Below are 19,651 nucleotides of genomic sequence, written 5' to 3'. Positions count from 1 at the left end.
CGAGTGGTCTACCGCTCGCCCGGCTGCTCCGCGCGCAGGCCCCGCGCGGTGAGGTCGTGCAGCCGCTCCAGCCACCCCTCCGGCGCGGGCCGGAACGACACGGACTCTGCCGCCGCCGACCACTCCACCCCCGCGGCCACGTCCGCGAACGTCAGCCCGCGCGCCTCCAGCCACGCCGGCGCCCCCGGCGAACTGAGCTCTGGCCGGCGGTTCACGGCGTGCAGCATGTATTGCGTGAGTCGGCGTGTGCCCCAATCCTCAGCCGGGACCGGATAGGGATCACCGGGCGGTTGCTCCGGCCCGAAGGCGTCATACCAGACGTTGCGCAGCCATTCGTCGATGATCCACTGCGAGTCGCCCTCGGACCACGGCGCATACGAGGAATCGCGGATGTGTACGGCGAACTCGTCGTGGAACGACCGGTAGCTGCCGTCATCATCGCCGGCCAGCATCTCGGGGACTTCCTCGCATGCTTCGACATAGAACTCCGGAAGCTCGTCGGCCAGGTGGAAGCCATTGCCGAAGTAGGCTTTGAAGTTCTCGGTCGCCGGGATCACGTCAGGTCCTCCAGCCGCTTGTTCTCCGGGTTCTGGCGGTCGACCGGGTAACAGGTCACGAGGCGCCAGCTCTCCTTGCCGATTCGTTTGAAGGCAAGGGTCACACCAGGATCGATGCCTTCCGCGATCGTGTCGTACGGTACGCCGTACACCGGTGGCGCGCCGTATGTCATCGTCCGCTCGCGCGCCGCCAGCCAGTCGGCGGTGCGGGCCTTGCTCGTCGTAGCTGTGCCTCGATAGCCGGCCGTGTCACCCGCCACGAGCCCGGCCAACTGCGCGCTCACATGGATGCCAAAACGTTTGGTCTTCGTCTTCGTGTACTTGGTGATCAGTTCGTTCACGCTACCGGCGTGGTCGTGTGCCCATCGGAGGAACACGGCAAGTGCCTTCGCCATCGCCGCCTGTGACGTGAAGCCTCCGCTGACCGGGCCACACCAGTGGCTGGACTCTGCGGCCCCATTCGGCAGTAGTTGCCAGATCTCCTGTCCGGACGGGTCCTTGAGCCAGATGAGGCGGGCGAGTTGCGCCGTCGTGGCGATATGCGGCCCGTGCCGCTCGACTGCATGACACGTGTGGTCCCGGAGCATCCGCAAGCCTTCCTCGCGGAGGTCGGCGGGCAGGTGCTCGCCGATCAGGTCCTTCGCCTCGTCGGCAGAGTCTTCCGTCTCGGCAGCGACCTCAGCAGACACGTCGCCGGCCAATGTGACGCTGCGGTCGACCGTTGCGAGCAGGTCGTGGACGTAGTCACGAGCGAAGCCGTTGGGGAAGTGGTCGGTGAGGGCGCCACCGGCCGGCGACGGCGGCAGCGCGGGGAGTGGCGCGAGCCCGTGCCAGGGCGCCAGCAGGGCGAGCAATGCGTGGATCTCCGTCACGTACGGGTGGCGCAGGTCGGCGAGGCGGTCGCTCAGGTCGGCGTCGAGTTGGTGGGTGAGCGCCTCGATCTGGGTGGTGAGGGCGGCGGACCGGGCGCGACCGACCTCGACGGTCACCTGCGCGGCCCGGGCCTGGGACTGCTCGGCCACGTCCTCCGCCGCCCGCCGCTCGAGATCGGCGCAGGTGCGGAGGAGGGCCTCGACGGCGGAACGGACGGCGCCACGGGTGGGCGGCGGCGCCTCGGACTGCGTCACCCTGGCACGGTACCGGCTGCCTCACCCCAATGCAGCCGGAACCCGGGCCACCACCGGTAACGTTGTCACCAGACAACGACGAAGGGATCTTCCGTGACCTGTCCGAAGTGCAGCGGTCAGATGAAGACGTATGACCGTTTGGGCGTGCACGTCGAGCAGTGCGACGACTGCAAGGGCATCTTCCTCGACAAGGGCGAACTCGAGCAGATCATCGCCGCCGAGGAGCAGTACAACGCGCCGCCGCCCCCACTGGAGACCAGCCGCCGCCAGGCGCCCCCGCCGCAGCAGCAGCCCTACCAGCAGCCGTACCAGGAGCCGTACCGCGACAGCCCGGCCCCGTACGGCCGCGGCCGCGGCTACGGCGACTCGCCCAGCCCGTACGGCTACGGCAAGAAGCGGCGCAAGAGCTTCCTCGACCAGCTCTTCGACTGACGTACGCGTGAACCTGCTGATCTGTGAGCGTTGCGGCGAACGCGCCGACCGCCCGCAGATCGAGCCGGAGGCGGTCATCCGGTGCGCCCACTGCGGCCACCGGTGGCCGTTCCTCCGCCTCCCGCTGTTCTGCGTCACCGGCCCCAGTGGCACCGGTAAGTCGACAGTGCAGCGGCTGCTCGCGACCGAGCTGGCCGACCGGTTCGTCGTCCTGGAACAGGACGTGCTGTGGGTGGCCGGCCTGCGCGACGACGGCGCGGAGCACCGGCCGTTCCGGTCGACGTGGCTGCGGATGGCGGCGATGATCCATCAGAGCCGCCGGCCGGTGGTGCTGTGCGGGACGGTCGTGCCGCCGGAGTTCGAGCCGCTGCCGGAGCGGGCACTGTTCGAGCGCATCGACTACCTGTGCCTCACCTGCGACCCCGACGTGCTCGCCGCGCGGCTGCGCAAGCGCCCGGCGTGGCGCGAGTGGGACGAGCCGCGCATCGCCGAGATGCTCGACTACGCCGCCTGGATCGACGCCACCGCGGCCACCATGGACCCGCCGATGACGCTGCTCGACACCACCGACGTGCCGGTCGACGAGACGGCACGCGCGGTCCGCGACTGGCTCGTGGAACGGACGCCGGGGCCGCCATGATCATCAACCTTTTGTGCTGCTGGGACGACGCAAAAGGTTGATGATCATGGAATGACGCCGAGCTCCGACGCCAGGACCAGGTACATGCCGTGCGACCACAGCAGCGGCTGGGCGCTCGGCCCCCACCGCTCGGTCCACTCCGCCAGGACGTCCGGCGCCAGCAGCGGCGGCACCTGCTCCGGCAGCGACCCGGACGAGTCCGCCGTCGAGGCGATCCAGCGCAGCAGCGCCACCGCCTGGTCCCGTGGCCCGGCGACGGCGTGGTGCCAGCCGAGGAACCCGGCCAGGATCGGCCACTGGCCGCCGCCGTAGAAGGTGTCGCTCACGTAGCGGTGCACGCCGCCGCCCGGGGTGGACAGCTCCGACGTCACCCGCGCGACCGTCGCACGATCTACCGGGCCGCCGGGCGGGACCAGCCCGAACGGCACCCCGGCCACCACCAGGCTGGCGTCGGCCGCCGTCGAGCCGAGCCACTTGCGCAGCGCACCGTCGTGCAGGCCCTCGCGCTGGACCAGGTCCGCGATGCGATCGGCCGCCATGTCCGCGGTCGCCGGCAGCACGCCGAGCATCGCGGCCGCCCGCAACCCGCCGTGCACCGACGCCAGCGTCGAGACGTGCGTGTGGTCGCGGTGCTCCTCCCACCAGTCGCGGCAGGGCCGGGCCCCGACTGCGACGAGGTAGCGCACGGCCACCTCCGCCGCGGACGCGTACGGCGCCAGGGGCAGCCCCCACCGGGTCAGGTGCGACCGCAGCGCCCACAGCCACGTCCCGTAGCCGTCGACCTGGTAGTTCCACCAGTCGTCGTCGTGACGGTCGCCGGCCAGCGTGTAGCGCGCGGGCAGCAGGTCGACGTCGGACGGCTGAGAGCCGGCCGCCACCTGCGACACCAGTGACGACACGGCCGCCGCCTCCCGCGTCAGCACCCGCGCGCACCACTCGTGGAAGGCCGTGGCCGACTCGACGGCGCCGGCCCGGCTCATCCCCTCCGCGACGAACGCGCCGTCGCGGAACCAGCTGAAGCCGTACGGCGCGAAGCCGACGGCCGCCGGGTAGGCGCCGGACGGGTCCTGGGCCCGCGCGATCAGCTCGACGCTCACCTCAGCGAGTCGTCGCAGGTCAGCATCACCGGCTACAGACAATGGGTTGACAGGCTCGGCCATGATGCCCGAATGTAGCCGATGTAACCGGTTTATGTAACCGGTACCAAAGGAGCGATCCGACGATGGAAGACGCGGAGCCGAAGGGCCCCCAGCGACGCCGCACGGCCGGCCGCGCCAACGTGACGATCCGTGACGTGGCGCGGCATGCGGGCGTGTCCGTGGCGACGGTCTCGCGCGCCCTTCGCGGCAGCGACCTCGTCCACCCGGCCACCCGCGAGCGCGTCGACGCCGCCATCGAGGAACTGCGCTTCACGCCCAGCCAGCTCGGCCGCTCGCTGGCCGAACGGCGGCACGCCGCCAACGGCATCGTCTTCCCCGACCTCTCCGGCCCGTTCTACGCCGAGGTCGTGCTGGGCTACGAGGAGGTCGCCGCAACGCTGGGCCGCTCGGTGCTCATCCTCAGCACCCAGAATCGCGAGTCCGCCGACGAGATGGTGCTCGACCTCGCCGGACGGGTCGACGGGCTGGCGGTGTTCGGGCGGACGGTGCACGACGACGTCGTCGCCGAGGTCGTCCAGCGCGGCGTCCCCGTCGTGCTGATGGCGCGCACCGAGATCGCCGGCGCCGACTCCGTCCGCACCGAGAACGTCGTCGCCGCGGCCTCCGTCGTCGACCACCTGCTTGCGCACGGCCACCGGCGCATGGCCTTCCTCGGCGACCCGGTCGACTCCACCGACGTCGCCGAGCGCTGGGCCGGGTTCCGCGGCGCGCTCGCGCAGGCCGGAGCGGAGGTCCCGGAGCGGACCATCCCGGCCGGGTTCAAGGAGGACGACGGCGCCCGCGTGGCCGCCGAGCTCACCGCCGGCGGCCTGCCGGACGTCGTCGTCTGTGCGAACGACGAGCTGGCGCTCGGCCTCACGGTCGCGCTGGCCGAACAGGGGGTCCAGGTACCGGGGGATGTCGCCGTCACCGGGTGGGACGACGTCATGGCGGCGCGCTACGCGGGGCTGACGACGGTCCGTCAGCCGATGCGCGAGATGGGGGCCCGGGCGGCCCGGCTACTGGACGCCCGGATCAGCGGAGACCATTCCGAACCACGACACGACGTCCTGACCACTCAGCTCGTGGTCCGCCGCAGTTGCGGGCCGCACCCGAAGGAGGCCCCTCGATGAGTCGACGACACATCCCTGCCTTTCTCGATCCGTCTCACCGGCGACGCCTGCCGGTCCGAGTGGCCGCCCTGGCCGCTGCCACCGCACTGGCGCTCACCGCGTGCGGGCGCGAGGACGACGCGGGCGACGACGAGAGCGCGGCGCCGTCCGCCGACGTCGCCGACGGCCCGGCCACCGGCACCATCGAGGTCTGGGCGATGGGCACCGAGGGCGAGGAGCTCGGCGCCTTCCTGGCCGACTTCGAGGCGGCCAACCCGGACGCCACCGTCGAGGTGACGCCGGTCCCGTGGGAGGGCGCGCACGACCGCATCGCCACCGCCATCGCGGCCGGCGAGACGCCCGACGTCAGCCTCATCGGCACCACCTGGATGGGCGAATTCGCCCAGACCGGCGGCCTGGAGCCGACGCCGACGGACCTGTTCGACGAGAACGACTTCTTCCCCGGCCCGTGGGCGTCCACCGTCGTCGACGGCACCTCCTACGGCGTCCCGTGGTACGTCGAGACCCGCGCGTTGTTCTACCGCACCGACCTCGCCGAGGCGGCCGGGCTGCAGCCGCCGCAGACGTGGGACGACCTCAAGGCGTTCACCCAGGGCCTGCAGCAGGCCGGCGCCCAGCAGGGCATCTACCTGCAGCCGGGCCAGGGCGGCTCGTGGCAGACGTTCATGCCGTTCGCCTGGCAGAACGGCGCCCAGCTCACCGACGGCGACGCGTACACGCTGGACAGCCCGGAGATGACGGAGGCGCTGGAGTACTACGCGTCCTTCTACACCGACGGCCTGTCGCAGGACACCGTGCTGCAGCCGGGCGCGTTGGAGCAGCTGTTCGCCGACGGCGCCATCGGCTCGTTCATCTCCGGCCCGTGGCACATCGGCCTGGTCCGCGACGCCGGCGCGGCCGACGCGTTCGCCGTCGTCCCGCTGCCCGGCAAGGACGAGGGCCCCGGCACATCGTTCGTCGGCGGCGGCAACCTGGCCGTCTTCACCGACTCCGACAACAAGGATGGCGCCTGGAAGCTGGTCGAGTACCTCACCGAGGTCGAGGTGCAGCAGAGCTGGTACGAGACGCTGACCGACCTGCCGTCGAAGCCGGCTGCCTGGGAGGACGGCCCGCTGACGGAGGATCCGCTGGTCTCGGTCTTCGGCGAGCAGTTGGAGAGCACCGAGGCGCCGCCGGCCGTCCCGACGTGGGAGCAGGTCGCCGCGGTCATCGACGGTGACGTCGAGGCGGCCGTCCGTGGCGCGATGAGCCCTGCCGACGCCGTCGCCGACATGCAGTCGCAGGCATCGTCCATCGGGACCGGACTGCAGTAGTCCGATGACGACCGCCACCTCGGCTCCGGCGAGCCGCCCCACCCCCGCGGGCGGCTCGCCGGCCGGCCGGCGCCGGACCCTGCTGCAACGGCGGCAGGCCCGCACCGCCTGGCTGCTCGCGCTGCCGTTCCTGTTGTTGTTCGCGGCGTTCACCGCCGGTCCGGTGTTCGCGTCGCTGCTCATGAGCTTCACCGACATGCGCAGCACCGACGTGCGGTCGCCGTTCGCCGTCGACTTCGCCGCGTTCGACAATTACACGGCGCTGTTCCAGGACGCGCTGTTCCGCAAGGTCGCGGTGAACACGGCGATCTTCGTGCTCGTGGGCGTGCCGCTGACGATGGTGCTGGCGCTGGCCGCGGCGGTCGGCCTGAACAACATCACCCGGCTGCGGGCGTTCTTCCGGCTCGGCTACTACCTGCCGGTCGTCACCAGCATCGTCGCCGTCTCCGTCGTCTGGCGGTTCCTGCTGCAGCCCGACACCGGGCCGGTCAACCAGCTGCTCGGCGCCGTCGGCATCGGCGGGCCGGACTGGCTGGGCGATCCGTCGCTGGCGCTGCCGTCGCTGATCGTCATGGCCGCGTGGCGCAATCTCGGCACGCTGATGGTGATCTTCCTGGCCGGGTTGCAGACGGTGCCGCGCGAGCTGCTGGAGGCGGCCGAGGTCGACGGCGCCGGGCGCTGGCAGCGGTTCCGGCACGTGACACTGCCGCTGCTGCGCCCGACGCTGTTGTTCGGCGCCGTCATCACCGGCATCGGCTACCTGCAGTTCTTCGAGGAGCCGTTCGTCATGACCAACGGCGGGCCGCTCAACGCGACCCGGTCGGTCTCGTTCTACATCTACGACCAGTTCAGCTTCGGCAACTACGGGTACGCCGCGGCGGCCAGCTACGTGCTGTTCGTGGCGATCGTGGTGCTGACGGCGATCCAGTTCCGCGCGCTGCGGCCGAAGGCGTGAGGAGGCGACGATGACCACGCAGACCCCGCTGCCGGCCGCCGACGACGTCCGGCCGGAGGCACCGCAGGACGGCCCGCCCGGCAGCCCGCGCCGCTCGTCGTCGCGCTGGCTGTACCTCGTGCTGGCCGTCGGCGTACTGGCGATGGCGCTGCCGTTCGTCTGGATGGTGCTGTCGTCGGTGAAGCCGGAGGCCGAGGTGCGGTCGATCCCGCCGACCTGGCTGCCGGAGACGTTCACGCTGGAGAACTACCGCGAGCTGTTCGACCGGCTGCGCTTCCCGACCTACTTCCTGAACTCCGCCATCGTCGCGGTCGTGGTGACGGCCGGGAACCTGATGTTCGGCTCGATGCTCGGCTACGCGCTGGCGAAGCTGGACTTCCGCGGCAAGCGGGTGGTGTTCGCGCTGGTGCTCGGCACCCTGATGGTGCCCGGCATGGTGACCTTCGTGCCGCTGTTCGTGCTGGTCAGCAACATGGGACTGACGAACACGTTCCCCGGGCTGATCCTGCCGTACCTGGTCGGGCCGCTGGGCGTGTTCCTGATGCGGCAGTACTTCCTGGGGCTGCCGGACGAGCTGATCCAGGCCGCGCGGGTCGACGGCGCCGGCGAGCTGCGCATCTTCTGGAGCGTCATGCTGCCGCTGACCGGGCCGGCGCTCGCGACGTTGGGCATCCTGACGTTCCTCAGCTCATGGAACAACTTCCTCTGGCCGCTGGTCGTGGCGCAGACGGAGGACATGTACACCCTGCCGGTCGCGCTCGCGCTGTACTCCGTCGGCCAGAACGCGACGCAGTACGGCCTGCTGCTGGCCGGGGCGGTCGTCGTGGTCGTGCCGGTGATCGTGCTGTTCCTCGCGGTCCAGCGGTACTTCGTCCAGGGCATCGCGATGACCGGCATCAAGTGATCCACGTGGGAGGAAAGACGCGTGAGCAGTGAGATCGACGCCCGCACCGACTTCGAGACCAGGCTCGGCCGGGCCAGCGGCGACGCGGGTGGCGCCGAGGTGGCGCTGCCGGCTCCCGGCGGCCTGACCGCCAGACCCGGGCGGGCCCAGGTCACGCTGTCGTGGGAGCCGGTCGACGGCGCCGCGGGCTACCTGGTGCACGTGGCGGAGTCGGCGGACGGTCCGTTCGAGCCGCTGGACCACCAGGGCCGCGACGTGCTCTCCGTCCCGCACGGGCCGTACGCCGACACCACCGGCACGCCCGGCGCCCAGCGCTGGTACGCCGTCGCCGCCGTCGCGTCGGTGGACAACGTGGGCGAGCTGAGCGCTCCGGTGGTCGCGGCCTCGACCGGCGCGGACGGCGACCCGGTCGCCGTCGTCGTCGACACCGAGTCCGACGAGGGTGAGCTGGACCGGCCGTGGGCCCCGATGATCGGCAGCGAGCACCTGTCCCACGCGCTGTCGACCGACCGCACCGGCGGGCACGAGATCGGCGCCGAGCTGCGGGCCGCGCTCAAGGCGGCGCACGACGAGTTGGGCGTCCGGACCGTCCGGGCGCACGGCATCCTCTGCGACGACCTCGGCGTCTACCGCGAGGTCGACGGCGCGCCGGTGTACGACTTCAGCGGCGTCGACCGCGTCTACGACATGGTGCTGTCGCTCGGGCTGCGGCCGATCGTCGAGATCTCGTTCATGCCGCGCGACCTCGCCGCCGACCCGTCGGCGACGGTGTTCGAGTACGGCGCGATCATCTCGCCGCCGAAGGACTGGGGCCGCTGGTACGACCTCGTCCGCGCGTTCGTGGCGCATCTGGTCGACCGGTACGGGCTGGAGGAGGTCCGCGACCGGTGGGCGTTCGAGGTGTGGAACGAGGCCAACCTGGAGGTGTTCTGGTCCGGCACCCCCGAGGAGTTCTTCCGCCTGCACGACGTCGCCGCGCGCGCCGTCAAGGACGTTGACGAGGGCCTGCGGGTCGGCGGCCCGGCGTCGGCGGCGGCCGGCTGGATCGACCAGCTGCTCGCGGCCACGGAGGAGCCGCTGGACTTCCTCTCGACGCACACCTACGGCTCGCCGCCGCTGGACCTGCGGCCGGTGCTGGCGCGGCACGGCCGGGCCGGGACGCCGATCTGGTGGACGGAGTGGGGCGTCACCCCGACGCACTTCCACGAGGTCAGCGACTCGGTGTTCGCGGCGGTGTTCCTGCTACGCGGCATGCGCTCGTCGATGGGCCGGCTGGAGGCGCTGGCGTACTGGGTGGTGTCGGACCACTTCGAGGAGCTGGGCCGGCCGCCGGGCCTGTTCCACGGCGGGTTCGGCCTGCGCACCGTCGGTGAGCTGCGCAAGCCCCGGTGGTGGGCGCTCGCGATGCTGGCGGCGCTGCCGTCGCGGCGGCTCTCGGTGCGCGCTGACGGCGACGGCGCGGACTCGCTGGTGGAGTCGCTGGCCGCGTCCGATCCGTCCGGTGGCCGCGTGGCCGCGCTGGTGTGGAACGGGACGCTGGACCAGTCCAAGGCGGCCGGTTCGGACGAGCTGGGCCGGCGGGTCGAGCTGCGCTTCACCGGCCTGCCCGACGGCGCCTACGAGCTGCGTCACCACCGCGTCGACGACGACCACTCGTGCGTCCCCGCGGTGTGGCGGCGCATCGGCGACGGCGCGGCCTGGCCGACCGACGCGCAGTGGGCCGAGTTGCGCGCCGCGGACCGGCTGGACCAGCTGCACCCGCCGCGCACCGTCACCGCGACCGGCGGGGTGGTGGAGGTCGCGTTCGACCTCCCCAACCCGTCGATGTCGCTGATCGAGCTGGTCCCCTCCGAGTAAGAGGTCAGTCCACGCAGAGGCAGAACGGGTGCCCCGCGGGGTCGAGGAAGACCCGGAAGGACGTGCCCGGCTGGTGCTCGTGCTTGGCCGCGCCGAGCTCGAGCACCGCCGCCTCGCCGGCGTCGAGGTCGTCGACGACCACGTCGAGGTGAAATTGCTGCGGCACCACCTGGCCCGGCCACTGCGGCGGCGTGTAGTCCTCGACCTGTTGGAAGCAGATGCACTGGCCGTAGTCCGCGCGGACCTCGGCCCAGCCGGGTGAGGTGGTGACCTTCCAGTCCAGCAGGGTGCCGTAGAACGTGGCGAGGGCGCTCGCGTCGGGACAGTCGATCACGAGGCTCGGGAAGCGTGCGATAGCCATGCGGGCACTGTAGGACCGGTTCCGGACGATTCGCGTCCGGAACCTACAGCGATCCCAGCGGCTGGTGGTCCCAGAGCGAGGAGACCGGCAGGGCGTAGATGCCGTCGCCGCGCGAGGCGGCCTCGGCGCCGAGATGGAGCAGGATGCCGGCGTGCAGGCGGTCGCCCAGTTTGTCGCGGAGCCAGCGCAGCCCCTTCAGCGACGACGCTCCCGGCGAGGCCGACGCCTTCACCTCGACCGCGACGATGCGGCCGCCCGGCCCTTCGAGGACGAAGTCGACCTCCTGCCGGTCGGCGGTGCGGAGGTGGAACAACGAGATGCGCTGGCCGGCGACGGCGATGGCCTTGAGCAACTCGGTGGCGACGAACGTCTCCAGCAGCGGGCCGAGCGCCGGATGCCCGGGTTCGGCCAGGGTGTCGGCGTCGACCCCGAGGACGTGCGCCGCGAGACCGGAGTCGGTCGGGTAGAGCTTCGGCGTCTTGCTGAGCCGTGACGTGAGATTGGACGACCATGCGGGCACCGTCGTCGTCAGGTACACCATGTCGAGGTACGACAGGTAGTTCCTGGTGGTGTCGCGGGCGAGGTTCGCCGACTGCGCGAGATCGGCGAGCACGGCGGTTCCGCCCGCCCGGGCGGCGACCAGCGCCAGCAGGGTGGCGACGGCGTCACCACGGGTGACGGTGGCGAAGTCGCGGATGTCGCAGGTGATCACGGTGCTCAGGTAGCCGTCGAACCACGCCCGCCGCGCCAGCGCCGACGTGATCGTGAGCGCTTCGGGATAGCCGCCCGCGGTCACGGCGGCCAGGTAGTCGGGCCGGCTCCAGGCCGAGTCGCCCAGGGCGGCGCCGACGTCGCCGAACCACCGGGTGACGGCGTCGGACCCGGACCCGGTGCGCTCGGCCATGCTCAGCGGCCACAGATCGACGAACGCGACGCGCCCGGCCAGCGACTCGGACAGCGTCGGGATGGTGAGGAACCGGCTGGAGCCGGACAGGACGAACCCGCCGGGCTCGGGATGGGCGTCGACGTCGGCCTTGATGGCGCGGATGAGCGGGTCGCCGCCGAGCTGCACCTCGTCGATGGTGCGGGGGACGGGCCCGGACGTCGCGAAGGTCGCCGGGTCGTCGCGCGCCGCGTCGAGGGTCTCCGGGCGGTCCAGCGTCCGGAAGGTGCCGCCCGACCGCAGGTGCTCGCGCAGCAGCGTCGTCTTGCCGGACTGGCGGGGCCCGCTGACCATGACGACCCGCAGGTGCTCGGTCAGCTCGGCCAGCCGCGCCGCCGCCGCGCGAGGAACGAGGTCAGCCACGTCCGCCCCCTGGTCGTAGTTTCGACTAGAGACTAGTCGATTTTCCGACCAAAGACTAGTCGATTTTACGGTCGAGTGCAGGGCGGCCCGTCGCGACCGGTACGGGTGCTTGGTCCGGGTAGGCTGCGGTCGTACGAGCGTGCAGCGCCGCCGTCGTCTCTGCGCCCGCGTACGACGACGACAGCGACACACCGCAGGAGACGATACGTGGCCACGATCGAAGCAATCGGAGCACGCGAGATCCTCGACTCCCGGGGCAACCCGACGGTCGAGGTCGAGGTGGCTCTGGACGACAGCACCATCGCCCGCGCCGCCGTCCCGTCCGGCGCCTCCACCGGCGCGTTCGAGGCGGTCGAGCTGCGCGACGGCGACCCCGCCCGATACCTCGGCAAGGGCGTCGACAAGGCCGTCACGGCCATCATGGACGAGGTCGCCCCTGAGCTGCTGGGCTTCGAGGCCAGCGACCAGCGGCTCATCGACCAGGCGCTGATCGACCTGGACGGCACCCCCAACAAGGGCAAGCTCGGCGCCAACGCCATCCTCGGCGTCTCGCTGGCGGTCGCGAAGGCCGCCGCCGAGTCGGCGGAGCTGCCGCTGTTCCGCTACCTGGGCGGTCCCAACGCGCACCTGCTGCCGGTGCCGATGATGAACATCCTCAACGGTGGCGCGCACGCCGACAGCAATGTCGACATCCAGGAGTTCATGATCGCGCCGATCGGCGCCGAGACCTACCGCGAGGCGCTGCGGTGGGGCGTCGAGGTCTACCACACGCTCAAGGGCGTGCTGAAGGAGCGCGGCCTGTCCACCGGCCTCGGCGACGAAGGTGGCTTCGCGCCGAACCTGCCGAGCAACCGCGACGCGCTCGACATCATCGTCACCGCCATCGAGAAGGCCGGCTTCACGCCGGGCGCGCAGATCGCGCTGGCCCTCGACGTCGCATCGACCGAGTTCTTCGACGACGGCAAGTACACCTTCGAGGGCAAGAGCATCTCGGCCGCCGAACTGACGAAGTACTACGAGGAGCTGGCCGCCGCGTACCCGCTGGTGTCCATCGAGGACCCGCTGGCCGAGGACGACTGGTCCGGCTGGGCCGCGCTCACCGACGTGCTGGGCTCGAAGCTGCAGATCGTCGGCGACGACCTGTTCGTCACCAACCCCGAGCGGCTCGAGCGCGGCATCAAGGACCACGCCGCCAACTCGCTGCTGGTCAAGGTCAACCAGATCGGCTCGCTGACGGAGACGTTCGACGCCGTCTCGCTGGCGCAGCGGTCCGGGTTCACCTGCATGATCAGCCACCGGTCCGGCGAGACCGAGGACACCACCATCGCCGACCTCGCGGTCGCCACCAACGCCGGCCAGATCAAGACCGGCGCCCCGGCCCGGTCCGAGCGGGTCGCGAAGTACAACCAGCTGCTGCGCATCGAGGAAGAGCTCGACGACGCCGCTCGTTACGCCGGCGCCTCGGCCTTCCCACGGTTCCAGGGGTAGGAGCCGCCGTGCCCACGTCGCGCCGTTCGCCCAGCGCCCGCCCCGCGGCGGGCGCTGGCACGGCGCGACGACCCAGCGCGGGCCGGGCCGGCCGGCCGTCGGCTCGCGCGCCCAAGGGCGGCACCGCCGCCGCGCGGCCGCGCACCGCCGTCGACTCCGGCGACGGTGCGCCTCCGCCGCCACCCCCACGCCGTCCACAGGCCAAGCCCGGCGGGCGTCCGTCGGTCACCGGCCGGGCCGCCGTGCTCGCGCTGGTGCTGGCGGTACTGCTGGTCTCGTACGCCTACCCGCTGCGGACCTGGTTCGACCAGCACCGCGAGCGGGTCGAGCTGCAACGCGAGCAGGACGAGCTGACGGCGTCGGTCGAGCAGCTCGAGCAGGAATTGCGGCTGTGGGAGGACGACGCCTACGTGGCCGCGCAGGCGCGCGAGCGGCTCGGGTTCGTGCTGCCCGGTGAGCAGAGTTACATCGTGCTGCCCGGCCCCGACGCGCGGGACGACACCAGCGCGGCCGAGGCGGGCGGGCTGCCCCCGGCCGGGCAGGGCAACTGGTACGAGCGGCTCTGGGCGTCGGTGACGTTCGCCGACAGCCCGCCGCCCGAACAGCCGGCCGACGAGTGACCGCAACCCCCACCCGCGCCGACCTCGACACCGTCACCCAGCAGCTGGGACGTCCGGTGCGCGGGGTCCGGGCCGTCGCCGCCCGGTGCGCCGCCGGCCACCCGTCCGTCGTCGAGACCGAGCCGCGGCTGCCCGACGGCACGCCGTTCCCGACGCTGTACTACCTGACCTGCCCGCGCGCCGTCGCCGCCACGTCGACGCTGGAGTCCGTCGGCGTCATGCGCGAGTGGACCGACGAACTCGCCGGCGACGCCGAGCTGTCCGCCGCCTACCGCGTCGCGCACGAGTCGTACCTCGCCCGGCGCGAGGCGATCGGCCACGTCGACGAGATCGCCGGCGTCACCGCGGGCGGCATGCCCGACCGCGTCAAGTGCCTGCACGTCCTCGTCGCGCACAGCCTCGCCGCGGGGCCGGGCGTCAACCCGTTCGGCGACCGCGCGCTGGCGCTGATGGCGCCGACGTGGACCCCGGCGACCTGCGACTGGAGCCCTGAATGACCCGCGTCGCCGCCATCGACTGCGGCACGAACTCGATCCGGCTGCTCGTCACCGACCTCCGCGACGGCGCCCAGCACGACCTCGACCGCCGGCTCCGCATCGTCCGGCTCGGCAAGGACGTCGACCGCACCGGCGTGCTCGCGCGCGAGGCACTGGACCGCACGTTCGAGACGCTGCGCGAGTACGCCGGCGTCATCGGCGAGCTGGGCGCCGAGCACGTCCGCATGGTCGCCACCAGCGCCACCCGCGACGCCGCCAACCGCGACGAGTTCGTCGCCGGCGTCGTCGACGTGCTCGGCGTCGAGCCCGAGGTCGTGTCCGGCGCGGCCGAGGCCGGGCTGTCGTTCGACGGCGCCGTCCGCGGGCTCCCCCCTGACGGTGGTGCGCCGTACCTCGTCGTCGACATCGGCGGCGGCTCGACGGAACTGGCGGTCGGCTCCGACGGCGTCGCGGCCGCCCGCAGCGTCGACATCGGCTGCGTCCGGCTGACCGAGCGCCGGTTCCAGGCCGATCCGCCCACGTCCGAGGAGGTCGCGGCGGCGCGGGCCGACATCGAGGCCGTACTGTCTGATGCGGCGGCCGACGTGCCGATCGGCGACGCCCGGACGCTGGTCGGGGTGGCCGGCTCGGTCACCACGGTCGCCGCGATGCACCTGGGGCTGGCCGAGTACGACTCCGCCGCGATCCATCACAGCCGCATCCCGGCGGCGCAGGTGCGGGCGATCAGCGACCGCCTGCTCACGCTGACCCACGACCAGCGGCTGGCCATCGGCCCGATGCACCCCGGCCGGGCCGACGTCATCGCCGCCGGCGCGCTGGTCCTGCGCTGCGTCGTCGACCGCGCCGGCGTCGACGAGGTGCTGGTCAGCGAACACGACATCCTCGACGGCATCGCCTGGAGCCTCGTCCCCGGCTGACGCTCACCGAGCGGGGGAGCGGCCGGGCACAATGAGGCGGTGCTCCTCCCACACCCGCTCACCGGCGACCCGTTCCCCAGCCCCGTCCCGCCCGGGACCGGCTGGCCCGGCGACGTCGCCACCGCGGACACCCCGGTGGCGACGTCGGCCGAGGACGTGGCCCGGCTGGCGGCCGGCGCGTCGCTGGACGAGGTGGTCGCGCGGTCATCGGTCTGCCGGGCCTGTGCGCGGCTGGTGACCTGGCGCGAGGACGTCGCCCGGGAGAAGCGCAAGTCGTTCGCGGACCAGCCGTACTGGGGCCGCCCGACGCCGGGCTGGGGCGATCCGCGGCCGCGCGTCCTGGTGTTCGGCCTCGCGCCCGCGGCCAACGGCGGCAACCGCACCGGCCGCGTCTTCACCGGAGACCGCAGCGGCGACTGGCTCTACGCCGCCCTGCACCGCGCCGGCCTCGCCAACCAGCCGACGGCGACGCACGCCGGCGACGGGCTGGAGCTGACCGGCGCGCGCATCATCGCCGCCGTCCGCTGCGCGCCGCCGGACAACAAACCGACGCCGGCAGAGCGGGACGCCTGTGCGCCGTGGCTGGACCGTGAGGTCGAACTGGTGCTGCCGACGGTGCGGGCGGCGGTCGCGCTCGGGTCGTTCGCGTGGGCCGCCGCGCTGCGGACGCTCGGCCGGGCCGGGCTGACCGTGCCCCGGCCGCGGCCGGTGTTCGGGCACGGCGCCGAGGTGACGCTGGACCCGTCCGGGCCGGGGGTGGCGCCGGTGCTGCTGATCGGCAGCTATCACCCGAGCCAGCAGAACACCTTCACCGGCCGGCTCACCGAGCCCATGCTCGACGACGTGTTCGGCCGGGCGGCCGCCGCGCGCTGACCGCCGGACGTCAGCCGGGGAGCGTGCCGCTCTCGATCTCGCGGACCTCGACGCCGCCGCCCTGCCGCACGGCCGGGTTCCGCGCGGCGATGGCGACCGCCGTGTCGAGGTCGGGCGCCGCGACGACGTAGATGCCCGCGACGACCTCCTTCGTCTCCAGGAACGGCCCGTCGGTGACGCCGCCGGCCCGCACCGACCGCGCCTGGCCGCCGGGCTGCAGCGCGTACGCCGCGACCATGGCGCCGGAAGCCGCCAGCTCGTCGGCGTGGTGGTCGTGCGGGTCGCGGTCGGGTGCCGGGCCGGCCGGCTGGGCGGAGTCGTAGATCAGGATCGCGTAGTGCGACATGAGTTGGTCCTCTCGGTAGGTGCCGTCACCCGATCCGTCACGCGGCGACCGGCGGAATCGACACTCGCGGCCGAGAATTTCCGGCCCGTCCCCGTCGCGCCGACGTCTGCCGTCCCGTGGACCGTACCTTCCCGCCTGGCCCGGGTGTGCCGTTGGCCGTTCAGCCGACGTGTGGACCCCGCCCGGCCGGGAGGGCTTCCCACCCTATGGGCGGGCACCGACAGCGTCGGCCGAACCGATCGCTTCGGCGGGCGGCAGTTCCAGTCCGAGCTGATCGCGCAGCGCGGCGCGCCCCAGGTCGGTGACCCGCAGCGCGCGAGATCGCCGCGACGGCACCACCCACCCGGCAGCGACGGCGTGGGAACAGAGGGCCGCGCCAGTCGCCCCGGCGAGGTGCGGCCGGCGCTCGGTCCAGTCCAGGCAGGACCGCACCAGCGGACGGCGCGACGCCGGGGGCCAGGCGCCGGCCAGCGTGGACAGCCAGCGGTCGCCGTCGTCGGTGAGGGCGAGGCCGCGGTCCCAGGAGAGCAGGCCGCGCGCCGTCATCGCGTCCGTCACCGCGACGCCGAGCGCTCCGGCCAGGTGGTCGTAGCAGGTGCGGGCGGCAGCCAGAGCGCGGCGCCGATGCGCCGCCGTCAGCGACCGTACCGGCGCGACCGCGACCGCGACCGCGCCCGCCGTGCCGGACCGGCCGGCCGCGGCCAGCAGTTCGACCAGGTCGGCGGCGTCGTCGGTCAGCCGCAGGTAGCGGTGCCGACCTTGCCGTACCTCGGCGAGCAGTCCGCCGGACACCAGCAGATTGAGATGCTCAGTCGCCGTCGACGGCGCGACGCCGGCGGTGCGGGCGAGTTCGGCCGCGGTCCATGCCCGGCCGTCCATGAGTGCCAGGCAGACCGTCGCGCGGGTGCGGTCGGCGAGCAGTCCGGCCAGCCCGGCCAGGGCCGCGCCCGCCAGGGCGGTGTCGGTCATGCCGACCATCATCGCCCCGCGACACTTCGGCCGGCGCCGAACCGTCACCGTCCTAGCGTCGGCGGGCATGGCGCACGTGACGATCACCCCGAGCATCCTGTACGTCGGCACCCCGGTCGCGCTGCTGGCGACCGAGAACCCTGACGGCTCGGCCAACCTGGCGCCGATGTCGTCGGCGTGGGCGCTCGGCCAGGTGGTGGTGCTCGGGCTGGGCACGGAGGGGCAGACGGCGGCGAACCTCGCCGTCCGGCCGGACCTGACGATCAACTTCCCGAGCCCGCAGCTGTGGCCGGCGGTCGAGCGGCTGGCCCCGCTGACCGGTCGCGACCCGGTGCCGGCGAGCAAGCCTCGGCACCGGTACGAGCCGGACAAGTTCGCGGCGGCCGGCCTGACGCCCGGGCCGGCCGACCTCGTCCGCCCGCCGGTCGTGGCCGAGTGCACATTGCAGTTCGAGGCGACGGTGGCAGCGGTGCGCCCCGACGCGGGCGGAGAGTTCGTCGTGGTCGAGGCCCGGGTGCTGAGGGTGCACGCCGCCCCGGACGTCGTCGTGCCCGGCACACAGCACGTCGACCCGGCGCGGTGGAGCCCGCTGATCTACAACTTCCGGCACTACTTCGGCCTCGGCGACGAGCTCGGGCACAGCTTCCGGTCCGAGACACCGCGGATGTGGGCGAGCGCACCGTCGAAGGGCTTGTGAACGCATTCACAAGCCCCTAGTCTGGTGAACATGAACGGGAGAGTCGGACGCACCGGAACCCCGCACATCCTCATCGTCGGTGGCGGGTACGTGGGCATGTACACCGCGTTCGGGCTGCAGCGCGCCCTCAAGCGCAGCCAGGCCCGCATCACCGTCATCGACCCGCGCTCCTACATGACCTACCAGCCGTTCCTGCCCGAGGCGGCGGCCGGGTCGCTGGAGCCGCGGCACGTCGTCGTGCCGCTCCGGCGGGTGCTGAAGCGCTGCGAAGTCATCACCGGCGAGGTCACCTCGATCAGCCACGCCACCAAGAGCGTCACCGTCAAGCCCGAGATCGGCGCCGACTACGAGCTGGGCTACGACATCCTCGTCGTCGCGCTCGGGTCGATCTCGCGGACGCTGCCGATCCCCGGTCTCGCGGAGGTCGGCATCGGCTTCAAGCAGATCGAAGAGGCCATCGCCCTGCGCAACCACGTCCTCGACCGCCTCGACGTCGCGGCCTCCACCACCGATCCCGAGGTGCGCAAACGGGCGCTGACGTTCGTCTTCGTCGGCGGCGGGTTCGCCGGCGTCGAGGCGCTCGGCGAGCTGGAGGACATGGCCCGCTACGCGCTGCGCTACTACCCGCAGCTGCAGCCCAGCGACATGCGCTGGGTGCTGGTCGAGGCGGCCGGTCGCATCCTGCCCGAGGTCGGGCCGGAGATGGGCGAGTACACCGTCGTCGAGCTGAGCAAGCGCGACATCGAGATCCGCCTCGAGACGCTGCTGGAGTCCTGCGTCGACGGCCACGTCGTGCTGTCCAAGGGCCGGCCGTTCGACGCCGACACCATCGTGTGGACGGCGGGCGTCAAGGCCAACCCCGTCCTCGCCGACACCGACCTGCCGCTCGACGAGAAGGGCCGCATCCGCTGCCTGCCGGAGCTGCGCATCGACGGCATCGAGGACGCGTGGGCGGCCGGCGACAACGCCGCGATCCCGGACCTCACCGCCGGCGAGCCGAACGTCTGGACGGCGCCCAACGCCCAGCACGCGGTCCGTCAGGCGAAGCTGCTGGCCAAGAACATCGTCGCCACGCTCGAGGGCCAGGTGCCGAAGCCGTACAAGCACAAGTACATCGGCTCGGTCGCCAGCCTCGGCCTCTACAAGGGCGTCGCGCACACCTACGGCATCAAGGTGCGCGGCTTCGCGGCCTGGTTCATGCACCGCACGTACCACATGAGCAAGATGCCGACGTTCAACCGCAAGGCCCGCGTGGTGGTCGACTGGACGCTCGCGCTGCTGTTCAAGCGCGAGGTCGTCACGCTCGGCCGCATGCGGATGCCACGCGAGGACTTCCGCCGGGCCGCGCTGCCGTCGGCGCCGCGGGCCGCCCGGTCCGCGCCGTCGAAGGAACGGCCTCCGGCGGAGACGGCCACCACGGCGGGCGGCCGGCTGCCGCGCGGCTGAGCCACCGCGCACAGCACCCGCCCGCCGTGGGGTTGCCCCGGCCGAAAGCCGTGGCAGCGACCGTGCCGTCTCGC

The 19,651-nt window shown here is 72.5% G+C and carries 21 protein-coding genes; 14 read left to right on the top strand and 7 right to left on the bottom strand.

The window, feature by feature from the left end:
• Window positions 1-8: 8 nt before the first annotated feature.
• Window positions 9-557 (bottom strand): hypothetical protein, encoded by a 549-nt coding sequence (locus ACW62_RS08100; protein ID WP_053203543.1) that lies wholly within the window; start codon window positions 555-557, stop codon window positions 9-11.
• On the bottom strand, window positions 554-1,684 hold the full coding sequence (locus tag ACW62_RS08095; protein WP_053203542.1) for a hypothetical protein: 1,131 nt from the start codon (window positions 1,682-1,684) through the stop codon (window positions 554-556). Before ACW62_RS08095 ends, ACW62_RS08100 begins: the two co-directional genes overlap by 4 nt.
• 93 nt (window positions 1,685-1,777) lie before the next feature.
• On the opposite strand from ACW62_RS08095, the gene ACW62_RS08090 reads away from it, so the two are divergent.
• Both ACW62_RS08090 and ACW62_RS08085 read left to right on the top strand, forming a co-directional pair.
• Complete coding sequence (locus ACW62_RS08090) at window positions 1,778-2,116, top strand: TFIIB-type zinc ribbon-containing protein (protein WP_083459425.1); 339 nt, start codon at window positions 1,778-1,780, stop codon at window positions 2,114-2,116.
• A gap of 7 nt (window positions 2,117-2,123) precedes the next feature.
• The gene (locus tag ACW62_RS08085; RefSeq protein WP_053203540.1) at window positions 2,124-2,756 is read left to right on the top strand and encodes an AAA family ATPase; all 633 of its coding nucleotides are present in this window, start codon (window positions 2,124-2,126) and stop codon (window positions 2,754-2,756) included.
• Between the two features lie 44 nt (window positions 2,757-2,800).
• Here ACW62_RS08085 and ACW62_RS08080 read toward each other — a convergent pair whose 3' ends face one another.
• On the bottom strand, window positions 2,801-3,853 hold the full coding sequence (locus tag ACW62_RS08080) for a glycoside hydrolase family 15 protein (RefSeq protein ID WP_205629208.1): 1,053 nt from the start codon (window positions 3,851-3,853) through the stop codon (window positions 2,801-2,803).
• Between the two features lie 125 nt (window positions 3,854-3,978).
• On the opposite strand from ACW62_RS08080, the gene ACW62_RS08075 reads away from it, so the two are divergent.
• The 5 genes from ACW62_RS08075 to ACW62_RS08055 are packed head-to-tail and all read left to right on the top strand — an operon-like array spanning window position 3,979 to window position 10,057.
• Window positions 3,979-5,028, top strand: a complete 1,050-nt coding sequence (locus ACW62_RS08075; protein WP_205629207.1) for a LacI family DNA-binding transcriptional regulator — start codon at window positions 3,979-3,981, stop codon at window positions 5,026-5,028.
• The gene (locus ACW62_RS08070; RefSeq protein WP_083459423.1) at window positions 5,025-6,341 is read left to right on the top strand and encodes a sugar ABC transporter substrate-binding protein; all 1,317 of its coding nucleotides are present in this window, start codon (window positions 5,025-5,027) and stop codon (window positions 6,339-6,341) included. The genes ACW62_RS08075 and ACW62_RS08070 overlap by 4 nt, the downstream gene beginning before the upstream one ends.
• A 4-nt stretch (window positions 6,342-6,345) precedes the next feature.
• Window positions 6,346-7,296, top strand: coding sequence for a carbohydrate ABC transporter permease (locus ACW62_RS08065; protein WP_053203538.1), 951 nt, complete (start codon window positions 6,346-6,348; stop codon window positions 7,294-7,296).
• Window positions 7,297-7,306: 10 nt separating this feature from the next.
• A complete protein-coding gene (locus ACW62_RS08060) occupies window positions 7,307-8,200 on the top strand; it encodes a carbohydrate ABC transporter permease (RefSeq protein ID WP_083459421.1) in 894 nt (297 codons plus the stop codon).
• 21 nt (window positions 8,201-8,221) lie between these two features.
• Window positions 8,222-10,057 carry a GH39 family glycosyl hydrolase gene (locus ACW62_RS08055; RefSeq protein ID WP_053203537.1) on the top strand — a complete coding sequence of 612 codons (1,836 nt, stop codon included), beginning with the start codon at window positions 8,222-8,224 and terminating at the stop codon, window positions 10,055-10,057.
• 4 nt (window positions 10,058-10,061) lie between these two features.
• Here the strand turns inward: ACW62_RS08055 and ACW62_RS08050 are convergent, their stop codons facing one another.
• Together ACW62_RS08050 and ACW62_RS08045 are read right to left on the bottom strand one after the other, a co-directional pair.
• A complete protein-coding gene (locus ACW62_RS08050) occupies window positions 10,062-10,418 on the bottom strand; it encodes a VOC family protein (protein WP_053203536.1) in 357 nt (118 codons plus the stop codon).
• A gap of 43 nt (window positions 10,419-10,461) precedes the next feature.
• Complete coding sequence (locus ACW62_RS08045) at window positions 10,462-11,724, bottom strand: ATP-binding protein (protein WP_083459419.1); 1,263 nt, start codon at window positions 11,722-11,724, stop codon at window positions 10,462-10,464.
• A 207-nt stretch (window positions 11,725-11,931) separates the two neighbouring features.
• On the opposite strand from ACW62_RS08045, the gene eno reads away from it, so the two are divergent.
• From eno to ACW62_RS08020, 5 genes are read left to right on the top strand one after another with little or no spacing between them, the layout of a single operon-like run.
• Window positions 11,932-13,212 (top strand): phosphopyruvate hydratase, encoded by a 1,281-nt coding sequence (gene eno, locus ACW62_RS08040; protein ID WP_053203535.1) that lies wholly within the window; start codon window positions 11,932-11,934, stop codon window positions 13,210-13,212.
• Between the two features lie 8 nt (window positions 13,213-13,220).
• Entirely contained in the window at window positions 13,221-13,832 is a 612-nt protein-coding gene (locus tag ACW62_RS33035; protein WP_083459417.1) for an FtsB family cell division protein, read from the top strand.
• Window positions 13,775-14,329 carry a DUF501 domain-containing protein gene (locus tag ACW62_RS08030; RefSeq protein WP_053203533.1) on the top strand — a complete coding sequence of 185 codons (555 nt, stop codon included), beginning with the start codon at window positions 13,775-13,777 and terminating at the stop codon, window positions 14,327-14,329. The genes ACW62_RS33035 and ACW62_RS08030 overlap by 58 nt, the downstream gene beginning before the upstream one ends.
• A complete protein-coding gene (locus ACW62_RS08025; RefSeq protein ID WP_053203532.1) occupies window positions 14,326-15,246 on the top strand; it encodes a Ppx/GppA phosphatase family protein in 921 nt (306 codons plus the stop codon). Before ACW62_RS08030 ends, ACW62_RS08025 begins: the two co-directional genes overlap by 4 nt.
• 39 nt (window positions 15,247-15,285) lie before the next feature.
• Window positions 15,286-16,119 (top strand): uracil-DNA glycosylase, encoded by an 834-nt coding sequence (locus ACW62_RS08020; RefSeq protein WP_053203531.1) that lies wholly within the window; start codon window positions 15,286-15,288, stop codon window positions 16,117-16,119.
• 10 nt (window positions 16,120-16,129) lie between these two features.
• Here ACW62_RS08020 and ACW62_RS08015 read toward each other — a convergent pair whose 3' ends face one another.
• Window positions 16,130-16,465, bottom strand: coding sequence for a YciI family protein (locus tag ACW62_RS08015; RefSeq protein WP_053203530.1), 336 nt, complete (start codon window positions 16,463-16,465; stop codon window positions 16,130-16,132).
• A gap of 204 nt (window positions 16,466-16,669) precedes the next feature.
• Window positions 16,670-17,443 (bottom strand): winged helix-turn-helix domain-containing protein, encoded by a 774-nt coding sequence (locus tag ACW62_RS08010; RefSeq protein ID WP_205629219.1) that lies wholly within the window; start codon window positions 17,441-17,443, stop codon window positions 16,670-16,672.
• A gap of 58 nt (window positions 17,444-17,501) precedes the next feature.
• Here ACW62_RS08010 and ACW62_RS08005 point away from each other — a divergent pair, with 58 nt between their 5' ends.
• Window positions 17,502-18,131 (top strand): flavin reductase family protein, encoded by a 630-nt coding sequence (locus ACW62_RS08005; protein ID WP_053203528.1) that lies wholly within the window; start codon window positions 17,502-17,504, stop codon window positions 18,129-18,131.
• A gap of 30 nt (window positions 18,132-18,161) precedes the next feature.
• Window positions 18,162-19,577 (top strand): NAD(P)/FAD-dependent oxidoreductase, encoded by a 1,416-nt coding sequence (locus ACW62_RS08000; protein ID WP_053203619.1) that lies wholly within the window; start codon window positions 18,162-18,164, stop codon window positions 19,575-19,577.
• The last annotated feature ends 74 nt before the right edge of the window (window positions 19,578-19,651 follow it).

Origin of the sequence: Jiangella muralis, from assembly GCF_001270745.1 — a bacterium.
In the GTDB taxonomy this organism is placed as follows: Bacteria; Actinomycetota; Actinomycetes; order Jiangellales; family Jiangellaceae; genus Jiangella; species Jiangella muralis.
This window is presented reverse-complemented; position numbering and strand designations above follow the sequence as displayed.

Excerpts from the sequence above, each read along its gene's own strand:
- ACW62_RS08050 (WP_053203536.1), bottom strand. The coding sequence starts at position 10,418 with ATGGCTATCGCACGCTTCCCGAGCCTCGTGATCGACTGTCCCGACGCG.
- ACW62_RS08070 (WP_083459423.1), top strand. The coding sequence starts at position 5,025 with ATGAGTCGACGACACATCCCTGCCTTTCTCGATCCGTCTCACCGGCGA.
- ACW62_RS08075 (WP_205629207.1), top strand. The coding sequence starts at position 3,979 with ATGGAAGACGCGGAGCCGAAGGGCCCCCAGCGACGCCGCACGGCCGGC.
- ACW62_RS08000 (WP_053203619.1), top strand. The coding sequence starts at position 18,162 with ATGAACGGGAGAGTCGGACGCACCGGAACCCCGCACATCCTCATCGTC.
- ACW62_RS08010 (WP_205629219.1), bottom strand. The coding sequence starts at position 17,443 with ATGGTCGGCATGACCGACACCGCCCTGGCGGGCGCGGCCCTGGCCGGG.
- ACW62_RS08060 (WP_083459421.1), top strand. The coding sequence starts at position 7,307 with ATGACCACGCAGACCCCGCTGCCGGCCGCCGACGACGTCCGGCCGGAG.
- ACW62_RS08015 (WP_053203530.1), bottom strand. The coding sequence starts at position 16,465 with ATGTCGCACTACGCGATCCTGATCTACGACTCCGCCCAGCCGGCCGGC.
- ACW62_RS08025 (WP_053203532.1), top strand. The coding sequence starts at position 14,326 with ATGACCCGCGTCGCCGCCATCGACTGCGGCACGAACTCGATCCGGCTG.
- ACW62_RS08065 (WP_053203538.1), top strand. The coding sequence starts at position 6,346 with ATGACGACCGCCACCTCGGCTCCGGCGAGCCGCCCCACCCCCGCGGGC.
- ACW62_RS08005 (WP_053203528.1), top strand. The coding sequence starts at position 17,502 with ATGGCGCACGTGACGATCACCCCGAGCATCCTGTACGTCGGCACCCCG.